Genomic DNA, 13,794 nt, shown 5'->3' on the forward strand with positions numbered 1-13,794 from the left:
ATTTATCCTCTTGCTGCCAGTGCGGTTACGCGCTCGTAAGCTTTCCCGCTGTGAATCATGTCCAGTGCCTGCTGCGCGTTTTGGCGCAGGTCTTCATGCCCGAATAACTTCAGCAGCAGCGCCACGTTAGCGGCCACCGCAGCGGCGTGCGCCGGGTCACCTTTACCTTGTAACAACCTTGCCAGAATGTCACGATTTTCTTCCGGCGAACCGCCCAGCAGGGCCTCCAGCGGGTAGCGTTGCAGCCCGAAGGATTCTGGCGTCAGCTGATAGCTTTCAATTTCGCCGTTGTTCAGCTCGGCCACGTGGGTCGCGGTGTGGATCGCCACTTCATCCATGCCACCGCCGTGCACAACAGCGGCTCGTTGGTAACCCAGCACGCGCAGGGTTTCGGCAATCGGCAGCACCAATTCCGGGCTATAAACGCCGATCAGCGCCAGCGGCGGACGCGCCGGGTTGATCAATGGGCCAAGTACGTTGAATACCGTACGGGTTTTCAACTGCTGACGTACCGGCATCGCATGGCGGAAACCGGTGTGATACTGCGGCGCAAACAGGAAGCATACGCCCAGGTCATCCAGCGCTTGGCGCGCCTGTTCCGCTGGCAGATCCAGACGAATGCCGAACGCCGCCAGCAGATCGGATGATCCTGACCGGCTGGAAACGCTGCGGTTACCGTGTTTTGCCACTTTGGCGCCGCACGCGGCCGCCACAAAGGCGCTGGCGGTGGAAATATTAATGCTGTTGGTGCCGTCACCGCCGGTGCCGACGATATCGGCAAACGGGTAGTCCGGGCGCGGGAACGGCAGGGCATCGGCCAGCAGCGCTTTAGCCGCGCCGGCGATCTCTTCCGGACGTTCGCCGCGAATTTTCATGCTGATCAGCGCCGCGGCCAACTGGCTTGGCTCCAGCTCACCGCGAACAATGGCGCTGAACAACTGCTGGCTTTCCTGCTGATTCATCGACTCTGAGCGGTACAGTTTTTCAAGAATAGTTTGCATCGTCGTTTCCTCTCGTTATTTCGCCAGCGCCCAGGCCAGAGTTTGCTCAAGCAAACGCGCGCCGTGAGTGGTCAGGATAGATTCCGGATGGAACTGGAAACCGCATACGCGATGCTTGTCATGACGTACTGCCATCACCATGTCGCCGAAGTGGGCGTTAACGGTGAGTTCGGCCGGGATATTGCTGCCGACCAGGGAATGATAACGGGCTACCGGCAGTGGGTTCACCATACCGGCAAACATCCCTTCGCCATCGTGGCTGATGGCCGACGCCTTGCCATGCAGGATTTCCCCAGCCTGGCCGACGTGCCCGCCATAGGCTTCGACGATTGCCTGATGGCCCAGACAGATGCCGATAATGGGTAACTGGCCGCGCAGGCGCTGCAACAGTTCCGGCATGCAACCGGCTTCGGCCGGTGTGCCCGGGCCAGGAGACAGCATCAGCACCGGTTGGGTCAGTTGCTGCAGGCGCTCGATAATCACCTCGGCAGAAATTTGGTTGCGATAGATCACCACCTGGTGGCCGCTGGCGCGCAGCTGATCGACCAGGTTGTAGGTAAAGGAATCAACGTTATCGAGCAGTAAGATATCGGCCATCAGAACACCTCCTTGGCCTGGTGCGCACTGGCAATGGCGCGCAGCACGGCACGTGCCTTATTACGGGTTTCATCGGCTTCCGCCTGTGGTACAGAATCCAGCACTACGCCGGCACCGGCTTGCACGGTGGCAATGCCGTCTTCAACATACGCGGAACGGATGACAATACAGGTATCCAAATCACCGGTGGCGGTGAAGTAACCCACTGCGCCGCCGTAGCTGCCACGACGGGTGCCTTCGGAAGCGGCGATCAGCTGCATGGCGCGCACTTTAGGTGCACCGCTCAGCGTGCCCATGTTCATACAGGCCTGATAGGCGTGCAGCACGTCAAGGTCGGCGCGCAAGGTGCCGATCACACGGGAAACCAGGTGCATTACGAAAGAGTAGCGGTCCACTTTGGTCAGATCGGCCACGTAGCGGCTGCCAGCCTGGCAGATGCGCGCCAGATCGTTTCGCGCCAGATCGACCAGCATCAGGTGCTCGGCCAGCTCTTTATGGTCAGTACGCATTTCTAGCTCGATACGGCTGTCCAGATCCAGGTCCAGTGAACCGTCGGCACGACGACCGCGTGGGCGGGTACCGGCAATCGGGTAGATTTCAATCTGGCGGTTGTTGGCGTCGTATTTCAAGGCACTTTCCGGCGACGCGCCGAACAGGGTGAACTCGTCATCCTGCATAAAGAACATATAGGGGCTTGGGTTGTTGTCTTTCAGCGTCTGATACGCGGCCAGCGGGGCCGGGCAGGGCAGCGAGAAACGACGCGACGGCACCACCTGGAAAATTTCACCCTGACGAATGGCCTGTTGCAGCTCGCTGACCACGGCACCGTATTCTTCATCGGTCTGGTTGCAGCTCAGCTGCATGTTTTCCAGCTTCTGGTGAGGAATGGGCTGCGGCGTCTGTTTCAATTGAACCTGCAGCTGTTCCAGGCGCAGTTGCAGGCGTTGCTCCTCGGTCGGGTCGGCCGTGAATACGCTGGCCTGCAGACGGGCGACGCCGCGTTGGTGATCCAGCACCAACAGGGTTTCCGCCAAATAGAAGCAGAAGTCCGGGCAGCGCTGATCCTGACGCAGTGCCGGCAGGTCTTCGAAGCCAGCGACCAAATCGTAAGCAAACAAGCCACCAAGCATGACGGCTTCACGTTCGTCGGCGGGAGAATCCACCAATGTTAGCAGGGTGCGCAGCGCGTCAAATACCGACAGCGACCGCAGGCGAGCGTCTTCATCCTGGATAGCGTCAATCGGCGGGAAAGTCAGTTCCCGGCCGTTAGGGCGCACCTGAATCTGTACTTCAGGCGGCAGCGCCTCATCCAGTAGCGGCAGCATTGCCGCACCGTTGGCGGTCAGCGCCTGCAGGGTGACGATACGACCCAGTGCGGTGATACGCAGGGCACTGTCGATCACCAGCAGGCTTTGCAGGTTTTGTTTGCTGTTGATTTCAGCGGATTCCAACAGTAGGGTCGCCGGACGCGCGCCACACAACTGGTGGAAAATAGTGGTCGGATCGCCCCGGTAACTGGCCTCCGCCTTCAGTAATTTAAGCTGTGGTTTGATGTTCATCTTGGGTCTTCCAGTTAAAATTTGTCCATAAAAAAGCCCGCGTTACCAGCGGGCTTAGGGAATCTGCAGTGTCAGATGACAGGTATGCGTGATTACACCGCCCGCGAAAGGGAGGTACGCCACCAACGAAGAAGAGAAGTTTGCTTATTCATTTCTGTGCTCTCTTGTTTATCATCCAACCAGGGTATCGCCCTGAACTTGTGTACTAGTTAACTGGTTCGCGAGAATAAAGTCAACCCTCTTTTCACACAATGTTTTAGCCGCAAGCGTGAATAATTTTCATCGAGAGGAACAGGCCGTCGGCCAGAATAGATTTCCGTCCTGCGGGCGAACGCGGGTATGATAGAAGGCCAAACCTTTGACGGATATTTCTTTTGACAGACAGCAGCCCCCAGCCTTCCGCCTTTACCCTGTACGATCTCCACAGCCATACCACCGCCTCTGACGGCTATTTGACGCCGGCGCAGTTGGTGCAACGGGCCGTCGAGATGCGGGTAGGCGTATTGGCGATTACCGACCACGACACCACCGAAGGTTTAGCCGCCGCAGCCGCAACCATTGCCGAGCTGTCGTTACCGCTGCAGTTGGTGAACGGGGTGGAAATCTCCACGCTGTGGGAAAATCATGAGATTCATATCGTGGGTCTGGGGATTGAAACTGCACATCCGGCGATGGTGCAATTGTTGGCCGAGCAGACTGAGCGCCGCAACCTGCGCGCACAGGAAATTGGCGTCCGGCTGGCGAAAGCACGTATTGACGGTGCATTTGAAGGCGCGCAAAAGTTGGCGGACGGTGGGGCGGTGACGCGTGGTCACTTCGCCCGTTATCTGGTGCAGATTGGCATCGCAGACAATATGGCTCAGGTGTTCAAGAAATACCTGGCCAAAGGCAAAACCGGCTACGTTCCGCCACAGTGGTGTACAATAAAACAAGCCATTGATGTGATTCATCAATCCGGCGGTCAGGCGGTGATAGCGCATCCGGGCCGTTACGACCTGACGGCCAAATGGCTGAAACGGTTGTTGGCGCACTTTGCCGAACAAGGGGGGGATGCCATGGAGGTTGCCCAGTGTCAGCAGGCACCGCATGAGCGTTCGCAACTGGCAAAGTATGCGCAGGAATATCAATTATTGGCGTCGCAGGGCTCTGACTTTCATCAGCCCTGCTCGTGGATCGAACTGGGCCGCAAACTGTGGTTACCCGGCGGGGTTGAACCCGTATGGCGTGACTGGCCACAACCGCAGCAGGGCAAGGTCAGTTGATTTAACGTGGGCGATGCCGCCCGCGTGCATCATTTTTAGGAGCAAGTCATGAGTCAGCTTTTTTATATCCATCCAGATAACCCACAACCGCGCCTGATCAACCAGGCGGTGGATGTGCTGCGTAAAGGTGGGGTGATCGTCTATCCTACCGATTCCGGCTACGCGTTGGGTTGCAAGCTGGAAGACAAGACGGCCATGGAACGCATCTGCCGTATCCGTCAATTGGACAGCAATCATAATTTTACCTTGATGTGCCGCGATCTGTCCGAGCTGTCTACTTACGCTTATGTCGACAATACCGCGTTTCGACTGATCAAGAACAACACCCCCGGCAACTACACGTTCATTTTGAAAGCGACCAAAGAAGTCCCGCGTCGCCTGATGAACGACAAGCGTAAAACCATCGGTCTGCGCGTGCCGTCTAACCCGATTGCGTTGGCGTTGCTGGAAGTGCTGAATGAGCCGATGATGTCGACCACGTTGATGCTGCCAGGCAATGATTTTGCCGAATCCGATCCGGAAGAGATCAACGATCATCTGGGCAAGCAGGTGGATCTGGTGATCCACGGCGGCTTCCTGGGCCAGCAACCGACCACGGTGATTGATCTGACCGAGTCCGCGCCGGAAGTGGTGCGTGAAGGGGCAGGCGACGCAACGCCTTTCCGTTGATGCATAATTACGCTGCCGCTTTTGCTCATTTTCTGAAAAGTGGCGGTAACGGCGTCATTTGCCGGTAAAGCCGCTATCCTACAATATCAAAAACTGATAATAGGCAGGATGCGTAGCAATGATTAAGCGGATTTCTCTTTTGGTGGCCATATTGTTTTCCTCTGCGGCCAGCGCGGGTTTTTATTCCGGCAGCGCCTTGCTGTCGGAAACCAGCGGCTATGTGAAAAATAAGAACGGAGCGGCTACCGTCGCCGAAGCGCTCGATGGCGGGATGTTTATGGGCTATGTGGCCGGCGTATTCGATACCTTCTCAATGCAGGGCAATCGTAGCATTTGTCCGGATGCCGGGATGAGCGTGGGGATGGCGGCCGACGCGGTGATGCAGTATTTAAATGAACACCCGGAACAGCTTCACTATTCCGCGCCTTCGGTGATTATGCTGGCATTAACCGCCGCTTATCCCTGTGAACGGCATTAATCGCGTTTATTTAGTGCGTATTTTTTCATTCGGTGCGAAGCCCCTTATTTAGCATCTATTCCAATAGATGAAACTGACGAAGGTTGTCATTTTACTGCTAATGCACAAATCCCCTTATCGTGGGGGATATGACGTTTAGGAGACAAAATGACAGCGTTTCGCCATGGCACCCTTTCTCTCGATTATCATGATTCCGGTTCAGGCCCGCTGACGTTGGTCCTGCTGCCCGGTTGGTGTGAACCAAAAACCGTATTTGCCCCCTTTACCGCACTGGCGTCGCAAAAGTATCGGGTGATCAGCCTCGACTGGCGGGGGCACGCCCTGTCTGATCGCGATGCCGGACTCTCCCTTGGCGCACAGGATCTGCTGGCAGATCTCCAGCAATTGCTGCTTGAGTTGCAAGTGGAGCGGTTTGTGACGCTGTCGGTAGCGCACGCCAGTTGGATAGCGGTGGCGTTGGCCGAGAACATGCCGCAGCAGATGCAGGGAATGGTGTTTCTCGATTGGATCATGACCCAGCCTGAGCCTGCATTTTTCGATTCCGTTCAGCAAATGCAGCGGCCTGAACACTGGCTGGCGGCGCGGGATGATTTATTCACATTCTGGCAGGGCGGTATTGAACACCCACAGGTAAAACAGCATTTGACCGTTGAAATGGCGCAGGAGGATTATCGCGTTTGGCAGGCCGCCGGCGTGGCGATTGAGCAAGCCTACAGGCAATACGGTTCGCCGCTAAACCGGCTGGGGGAATTAGCTTCACCGCCTGCTTGCCGGCATATTTACTCACTGGATCGTGGCGAAGACTATTTGCGGCAACAGCAGAGCTTTGCCGCCAACCATCCATTTTTCTCGGTCGTGCGGCTGGAGAATGCCCGTACTCACCTTGGTATTCTTGAGCAGCCAGCGGCAGTGTATCGGGCGGTAGTCGATTTCCTCGATGATTAATCCGTTTTCCGAGTAGGTTATAAAGCGGGGGCAGACCCGCTTTTCAGCGAGTTCTCACGCAATCGATAGCTTTCGATAATCGACCAGACAACAAAGTGGGTTTCAACCCTATTGAAAGCCTGTATAATGCGCGGTTCGATCCAAGTAAACGTATTGTTACCGCTGTGGCGCCTGACGCCGCGACGGTCATCCCCCCGACGCCTGTGAAGGCGACACTAGAGGTTGCTCAATGAGCGAAAAGTTACAGAAAGTTTTAGCGCGCGCCGGTCATGGCTCGCGTCGTGAAATCGAAACCATTATTGAAGCCGGGCGCGTCAGCGTCGACGGTAAAATTGCCAAACTGGGTGATCGCGTTGAAGTAACCCCTTCAATGAAAATCCGTCTGGATGGTCACGTCGTTTCGGTTAAAGAATCTGAAGAAGCGGTTTGCCGCGTGCTGGCTTATTACAAGCCGGAAGGCGAATTGTGTACTCGCAGCGACCCAGAAGGTCGCCCGACGGTCTTCGATCGCTTGCCCAAGCTGCGTGGTTCGCGCTGGGTAGCGGTAGGGCGCCTGGACGTCAATACCTCAGGCCTGTTGTTGTTCACCACCGACGGTGAACTGGCTAACCGCCTGATGCACCCAAGTCGTGAAGTTGAGCGTGAATATGCCGTGCGCGTATTTGGCCAGATTGACGACGAAAAAGTGAAGCAACTGAGCAAAGGCGTTCAACTGGAAGATGGCCCGGCGGCTTTCCGCACCATCACTTTCCAGGGTGGCGAAGGCATAAACCAGTGGTACAACGTAACCCTGACCGAAGGGCGTAACCGCGAGGTTCGTCGTCTGTGGGAAGCCGTTGGCGTCCAGGTTAGCCGCCTGATCCGCGTGCGTTACGGCGATATCGACCTGCCAAAAGGCATTCCTCGTGGCGGTTGGACCGAACTGGAATTGCCGGCGATCAACTACCTGCGCGAACTGGTTGACCTCAAGCCTGAAACCGTCAGCAAGATGCCTGTTGAGCGCGAGCGTCGCCGTGTGAAGGCTAACCAGATCCGTCGTGCCGTTAAGCGTCACACCCAGGTGGCTGGGAGCGGTCGCCGCAGTGCTGCGGGCAGCAAGCCGGGTAAACCGAGCAAACGCAGCTGATTATCACGCCGTAGCCCATTCGGGCTGCGGCGTTTTTCTTTTCGTTACCAGTCAATCCCCTGTTGTGCCTTGATACCCGCGTCAAACGCGTGCTTCACCGGCCGCATCTCGGTCACCGTATCCGCCAGCTCCAACAAATCACGATGGCAGCCACGCCCGGTGATGATCACCGTCTGGTGCGCAGGACGTTGTCGTAGCGCTTCCAGTAGCTCATCCAGTTCAAGGTAGCCGTAGCTGACCATATAGGTCGGTTCGTCCAGCAGCACCAGATCCAGGCTGCTGTCAGCCAGCATACGTTTGCCGTGTTGCCATACGGCCTGACAGGCGGCGGTATCGCTGGCCTTATCCTGTGTTTCCCAGGTAAAGCCGGTCGCCATCACCTGAAACTCGACGCCGTGCTGTTGCAGCAGATTTTTCTCACCGTTCGGCCATTCACCCTTGATGAACTGAATGACGCCAGCTTTCATCCCGTGGCCAACGGCCCGGGTCACGGTGCCAAACGCCGCAGTGGTTTTACCTTTACCGTTGCCGGTGAATACCAGCAGCAGCCCCCGCGCTTCCTGAGCAGCAGCAATGCGCGCATCCACCTGCTCTTTAAGGCGTTGTTGACGTTGTTGGTGGCGATCTTCAGCCATGATAAAGCCCCTTTTATTCGGCCGCGCCGGGTTTACGGTTAGGTTGAGCGTCGAAACTCATACCGGTTTTACGGCGGCTGTCATCCCCCATCAAATAGAGGTAAAGCGGCATGATGTCAGCCGGGGTTTTCAGCTTGCTTTTGTCTTCGTCAGGAAACGCAGATGCGCGCATTTGGGTGCGAGTTCCGCCCGGATTGATGCAATTTACCCGCAGATTGCGATTTTTGTATTCATCGGCCAGCACCTGCATCATGCCTTCGGTGGCGAATTTTGACACGGCGTAGGCGCCCCAGTTGGCACGCCCGGTGCGGCCAACGCTGGAACTGGTAAACACCAGCGATCCGGCGGGGGATTTCAACAGCAGAGGCAGCAGCGCCTGGGTGAGCATAAAGGTCGCATTGACGTTCACTTGCATCACCTCGTTCCACATCGTCATTGACAGCTCGGCCATCGGGGCGATGTCACCCAGCAGGCCGGCATTGTGCAACACGCCGTCGAGACGCGGGACGCGGGTTGCCAGCTCATTCGCCACCTGTTGGCACTGCTCTTGCGTAGTATGCAGCAGGTCCAGCGTGATGGTGTAAGTGGGGGCATCACTGAGTTTGGCGATTTCGGCCTGTACCGCCTTTAGTTTGCTTTCGGTGCGGCCCAACAGCACTAATTGTGCGCCAAATTTGGCATAGGTGAGTGCGGCTTCGCGGCCGATGCCGTCACCGGCGCCGGTGACCAGAATAATACGTTGTTGCAACAGATCCTGCTTGGGTTGGTAATGCACAATAATTCCTCGCGCCTTGGTGGCTGGTCTCCCGCTTGCATCGGGGAGGGGGTGGATTGAGGGGCCATGACAGGAGCAAAGGCTCGACCGCATGCAGGCCCCGCAGCGAATTTGGATCATCATCTTGATGAATAATCCGTGTTATATGCCTTAAATGGATCGTATTTTCAATGATTAGGCGGCAGAAACGGCATTCTTTTGTAACAAAAATGGCAGGGGGCCAGCTTGGTTAAGCCAAAACCCGCCCACATAGTAAAGAGGCCGCACAAGGAATTTTTATTTAGTCGCGACAGCCACCGCTTCGGTTGGCTAGAATGAATGAGATAGTACTAACAACCTGTTAATAAAGGCGGAATCTGTGGAGTTTATATCTGTTTACGGCCTGTTTCTGGCCAAAGTCGCGACGGTTGTGATTGCCATCGCCGCGCTGGCGTTGCTGGCGGTCAGCCTTGGGCAACGCAAAGCCCGACACAAAGGGGAACTGCAGCTTACCGACCTCGGAGAACAATACCGGGACATGCAGCGCGATATGCGTTTGGCGCGGATGGGCGAAGCGGAACAAAAGGCCTGGAGCAAGCAGTTTAAAAAGCAGACCAAAGCCGACGATAAACTGAAGAAGCAACGTGCCAAAGCCGGGGCGGTGGAAGCCACCAAACCTTGTCTTTACGTGCTGGATTTCAAAGGCAGCATGGATGCCCATGAAGTGACTTCACTGCGCGAGGAAGTCTCCGCGGTGCTGGCCGTGGCGACGCCGCAAGATGAAGTTTTGCTGCGGTTGGAAAGCCCCGGCGGGGTGGTTCATGGCTACGGGTTGGCCTCATCGCAATTGGCCCGTTTGCGTGCCGGCGGCATTCGCCTGACGGTCGCGGTAGACAAAGTCGCCGCCAGCGGCGGTTACATGATGGCCTGCGTGGCGGATCGCATTGTCGCCGCGCCCTTTGCCATCATTGGTTCGATCGGCGTCGTGGCGCAAATCCCGAACTTCCACCGCTTGCTGAAAAAGAATGATATTGATGTGGAGTTGCACACCGCCGGCGAGTTCAAACGCACATTGACCCTGTTTGGCGAAAACACCGAGCAGGGGCGTGAGAAGTTCCGTGAAGATCTGAACGAAACCCACGAACTGTTTAAAGAGTTTGTGCATCAGCAGCGCCCATCGCTGGATATCGACAGCGTGGCGACCGGTGAACACTGGTTCGGTACCCAGGCGAAAGAAAAAGGGTTGGTTGATGCAATTGGCACCAGTGACGATCTGCTGATTGCTGAAATGGAAAATCACGAGGTGGTGGGGGTGCGCTATGCACGTCGTAAACGCCTGATGGACCGTTTTACCGGCAGCGCGGCCGAAAGTGTCGATCGTCTGCTGTTACGTTGGTGGCAGCGCGGGGAAAAACCGCTGCTTTAAGCGTAGCGATTAAATAGCAGGGGGGCTTAGCCCCCCTTTTTTTATGCTTAATCGACCAAATGGTATTTCTCAGAAAACACGTGAGCCAGGTGTTTAAACATATTAAATACTGCGGTCGTTTTTGCCGTTGGCAATCCATCCGGATCTAAAAAGAATTCTCCGCGAAAAACTAAAACGCTGCCTTTTTGTTCAACATCGGTAGCAATCATGCCATGCAGATAATCATCGTGCTGGCGAATCAGGTTATTTGCTTCTTGCAGTAAGGTTTCACGATCAATGGGTAAGGTATTAGCGCGCATTTATTACACTCCAAACATAAATTCTGCTCATATTCTAACGTCAGTTCGCATTTATCCGCAAACAGACTAAGGTTTATTTGCCGTCTGGATGGCTAGCGGTATCTGCCGATTGGCGAAATCTGCCTTTCCGTGCTAATTAGGTTGCGTGACGCTTTTTATCAGGTACAGTGTGGGATTTTGCGGCGTCGGGTGGAAGGTTTTGTTTACGCCATAAATGAGTCTCACACAGCCATACTTCTGGGGCATGGGTGAATAGCAGGCAGGATCAACAACTTGCGTTCAGGTTGAGCAGTTAAGCAGCCAACAGAAAAAAACATGTTGATCTCTTGCCAGACTGCCGCAATATAAAAAAGAGATATGAATCGCTGCGGCACGGCGAGATAAAAGACTTCTTTTTAGAAGAAATAAAATTAGGTAAAGGTAAATATGGGTAAAGCTCTCGTAATAGTTGAGTCCCCGGCAAAAGCCAAAACTATTAATAAATACTTAGGTAATGACTACGTGGTGAAGTCCAGCGTCGGTCATATCCGTGATTTGCCGACCAGTGGCTCAGCCAGCAAAAAGAGCGCTGACTCAACCGAAAACAAAGCCAAGAAGAAAGTTAAAAAAGATGAGAAGACGGCGCTGGTAAATCGGATGGGCGTCGATCCTTACCATGGCTGGGAAGCGCAATATGAAATTCTGCCGGGTAAAGAAAAAGTTGTCGCCGAGTTAAAGTCGTTAGCGGAAAACGCTGACCACATTTATCTCGCAACCGACCTTGACCGCGAAGGGGAAGCCATTGCCTGGCACCTGCGGGAAGTGATCGGGGGGGACGACAAACGCTTTAGCCGCGTGGTGTTTAACGAAATTACCAAGAACGCGATCCAAAATGCGTTCAAACAGCCGGGTGAGCTGAATATCGATCGTGTTAACGCACAGCAGGCGCGTCGTTTTATGGACCGCGTTGTGGGTTACATGGTTTCGCCACTGCTGTGGAAGAAAATTGCCCGTGGCCTGTCTGCTGGGCGTGTGCAATCCGTTGCGGTACGGCTGGTGGTAGAGCGTGAACGCGATATCAAAGCCTTCGTGCCGGAAGAATATTGGGAATTGCACGCCGATTTGTTAGCGAAGGGCGATACCGCGCTGCAAATGGAAGTTACGCATGCCCACGACAAACCTTTCAAGCCGGTTAACCGCGAGCAGACTCACGCCGCGCTTAAACTGCTGGAAAAAGCCCGCTATACGGTACTGGATCGCGAAGACAAACCGACCAGTAGCAAGCCGGGTGCGCCTTACATTACTTCTACGTTGCAGCAGGCAGCCAGTACCCGTCTGAGCTTTGGCGTGAAGAAAACCATGATGATGGCCCAGCGCCTGTATGAAGCCGGTCACATTACCTATATGCGTACCGACTCCACCAACCTGAGCCAGGATGCGCTCAACATGGTGCGTGGTTACATCGGCGAAAACTTCGGTGATAAGTACCTGCCGAAAGCGCCGAACCAGTACAGCAGCAAAGAAAACTCGCAGGAAGCGCATGAAGCTATCCGACCTTCGGATGTGAACGTGCTGGCCGAACAGTTGAAAGACATGGAAGCGGATGCGCAGAAACTGTATCAGCTGATTTGGCGCCAGTTCGTCGCCTGCCAGATGACGCCGGCGCAGTACGACTCCACCACGCTGTCGGTTAAAGCCGCTGATTACCTGTTGCGCGCCAAAGGCCGTACGCTGCGTTTCGATGGCTGGACCAAAGTGATGCCTGCGCTGCGCAAGGGCGATGAAGACCGCACCTTGCCGTATGTAGAAGTGGGCAGCGAGCTGGAACTGCAAAAGCTGATCCCAAGCCAGCACTTTACCAAACCGCCTGCACGTTACAGTGAAGCCTCGTTGGTCAAAGAGCTGGAAAAACGCGGTATCGGCCGCCCATCTACCTACGCTTCTATTATCTCAACCATTCAGGATCGTGGCTATGTGCGGGTCGAAAGCCGCCGTTTCTACGCCGAAAAAATGGGCGAGATCGTTACTGACCGTCTGGAAGAAAACTTCCGCGAGCTGATGAACTATGACTTCACCGCTCGCATGGAAGATGGCCTGGACCAGGTAGCGAACAACCACGCCGAGTGGAAAGCGGTGCTGGATGAATTCTTTGCCGAATTCAGCGAACAGCTGGAAACGGCGGAAAAAGATCCTGAAGAAGGCGGTATGCGCCCGAATCAGATGGTGATGACCAGCATCGACTGCCCGACCTGCGGTCGCAAGATGGGCATTCGTACCGCCAGCACCGGCGTGTTCCTGGGCTGTTCCGGCTATGCGCTGACGCCGAAAGAACGCTGCAAAACCACCATTAACCTGGTGCCGGAAACGGAAGTGCTGAACGTTCTCGAAGGGGATGATGCGGAAACCAACGCATTGCGTGCACGCCGTCGTTGCCAGAAATGCGGCACGGCGATGGACAGCTACCTGATCGATAACCAACGCAAGCTGCACGTATGCGGTAATAACCCAGCGTGTGACGGCTACGAGATCGAAGAGGGCGAATTCCGCCTGAAAGGCTATGACGGCCCGGTGGTTGAGTGCGATAAATGTGGTTCCGAAATGCACCTGAAAATGGGGCGCTTCGGCAAGTACATGGGATGCACCAACGAGAACTGTAAAAACACCCGCAAGATCCTGCGTAACGGTGATGTTGCACCGCCGAAGGAAGATCCGGTTCCATTACCGGAACTGCCGTGCGAAAAGTCGGATGCTTACTTTGTTCTGCGTGACGGCGCAGCCGGGGTGTTCCTGGCGGCCAATACCTTCCCTAAATCGCGCGAAACCCGTGCGCCATTGGTGGAAGAACTGGCTCGCTTCAAGGATCGCCTGCCTGAAAAGCTGCGTTATCTGGCAGATGCGCCGGTAACGGATGCGGAAGGCAACAAAACCATGGTGCGTTTCAGCCGTAAAACCAAACAGCAGTATGTCTCTTCGGAGAAAGACGGCAAAGCCACCGGCTGGTCCGCTTTCTACATCGATGGCAAGTGGGTTGAAGGCAAAAAGTAAATTTACAGCCTGAATGCAA

At 55.4% G+C, this 13,794-nt stretch carries 11 protein-coding genes, 1 pseudogene and 1 other annotated feature; of the genes and pseudogenes, 7 read left to right on the forward strand and 5 right to left on the reverse strand.

What is annotated here, in order from left to right; genetic code table 11:
• Positions 1-2 precede the first annotated feature (2 nt).
• Positions 3-1,598 (reverse strand): annotated as a pseudogene (gene trpD / locus AC1RKC_RS00245) (bifunctional anthranilate synthase glutamate amidotransferase component TrpG/anthranilate phosphoribosyltransferase TrpD).
• Positions 1,598-3,157: an anthranilate synthase component 1 gene (locus tag AC1RKC_RS00250; protein ID WP_048758655.1), complete on the reverse strand. Its 1,560-nt coding sequence runs from the start codon at positions 3,155-3,157 to the stop codon at positions 1,598-1,600. Before AC1RKC_RS00250 ends, trpD begins: the two are co-directional and overlap by 1 nt.
• Positions 3,158-3,184: 27 nt before the next feature.
• Positions 3,185-3,288 (reverse strand) — a sequence feature (Trp leader region).
• Positions 3,289-3,531: 243 nt separating this feature from the next.
• Between AC1RKC_RS00250 and rnm the strand changes: the two genes are divergently transcribed.
• The 5 genes from rnm to rluB all read left to right on the forward strand — a co-directional run bounded on the left by rnm (position 3,532) and on the right by rluB (position 7,637).
• On the forward strand, positions 3,532-4,419 hold the full coding sequence (gene rnm / locus AC1RKC_RS00255) for an RNase RNM (protein ID WP_046373391.1): 888 nt from the start codon (positions 3,532-3,534) through the stop codon (positions 4,417-4,419).
• Between the two features lie 48 nt (positions 4,420-4,467).
• A complete protein-coding gene (locus AC1RKC_RS00260; protein WP_020827149.1) occupies positions 4,468-5,088 on the forward strand; it encodes an L-threonylcarbamoyladenylate synthase in 621 nt (206 codons plus the stop codon).
• 118 nt (positions 5,089-5,206) lie between these two features.
• A complete protein-coding gene (locus tag AC1RKC_RS00265) occupies positions 5,207-5,566 on the forward strand; it encodes a Rap1a/Tai family immunity protein (protein WP_020827148.1) in 360 nt (119 codons plus the stop codon).
• 147 nt (positions 5,567-5,713) lie between these two features.
• A complete protein-coding gene (locus AC1RKC_RS00270) occupies positions 5,714-6,511 on the forward strand; it encodes an alpha/beta fold hydrolase (RefSeq protein WP_261135423.1) in 798 nt (265 codons plus the stop codon).
• Positions 6,512-6,740: 229 nt separating this feature from the next.
• Entirely contained in the window at positions 6,741-7,637 is an 897-nt protein-coding gene (gene rluB, locus AC1RKC_RS00275) for a 23S rRNA pseudouridine(2605) synthase RluB (protein WP_020827138.1), read from the forward strand.
• 44 nt (positions 7,638-7,681) lie between these two features.
• On the opposite strand, the gene cobO is transcribed toward rluB, so the two are convergent.
• Complete coding sequence (gene cobO, locus AC1RKC_RS00280; protein ID WP_493092251.1) at positions 7,682-8,272, reverse strand: cob(I)yrinic acid a,c-diamide adenosyltransferase; 591 nt, start codon at positions 8,270-8,272, stop codon at positions 7,682-7,684.
• Positions 8,273-8,285: 13 nt separating this feature from the next.
• Positions 8,286-9,047, reverse strand: coding sequence for a YciK family oxidoreductase (locus tag AC1RKC_RS00285; RefSeq protein WP_020827136.1), 762 nt, complete (start codon positions 9,045-9,047; stop codon positions 8,286-8,288).
• Positions 9,048-9,405: 358 nt separating this feature from the next.
• Between AC1RKC_RS00285 and sohB the strand changes: the two genes are divergently transcribed.
• On the forward strand, positions 9,406-10,452 hold the full coding sequence (gene sohB / locus AC1RKC_RS00290) for a protease SohB (protein WP_020827135.1): 1,047 nt from the start codon (positions 9,406-9,408) through the stop codon (positions 10,450-10,452).
• Positions 10,453-10,499: 47 nt separating this feature from the next.
• On the opposite strand, the gene AC1RKC_RS00295 is transcribed toward sohB, so the two are convergent.
• Complete coding sequence (locus tag AC1RKC_RS00295; RefSeq protein ID WP_020827134.1) at positions 10,500-10,751, reverse strand: YciN family protein; 252 nt, start codon at positions 10,749-10,751, stop codon at positions 10,500-10,502.
• Between the two features lie 426 nt (positions 10,752-11,177).
• Here AC1RKC_RS00295 and topA point away from each other — a divergent pair, with 426 nt between their 5' ends.
• Positions 11,178-13,775, forward strand: coding sequence for a type I DNA topoisomerase (gene topA, locus AC1RKC_RS00300; protein ID WP_020827133.1), 2,598 nt, complete (start codon positions 11,178-11,180; stop codon positions 13,773-13,775).
• Positions 13,776-13,794 lie beyond the last annotated feature (19 nt).

The organism is Serratia sp. GW822-FHT06E05 (assembly GCF_058799445.1).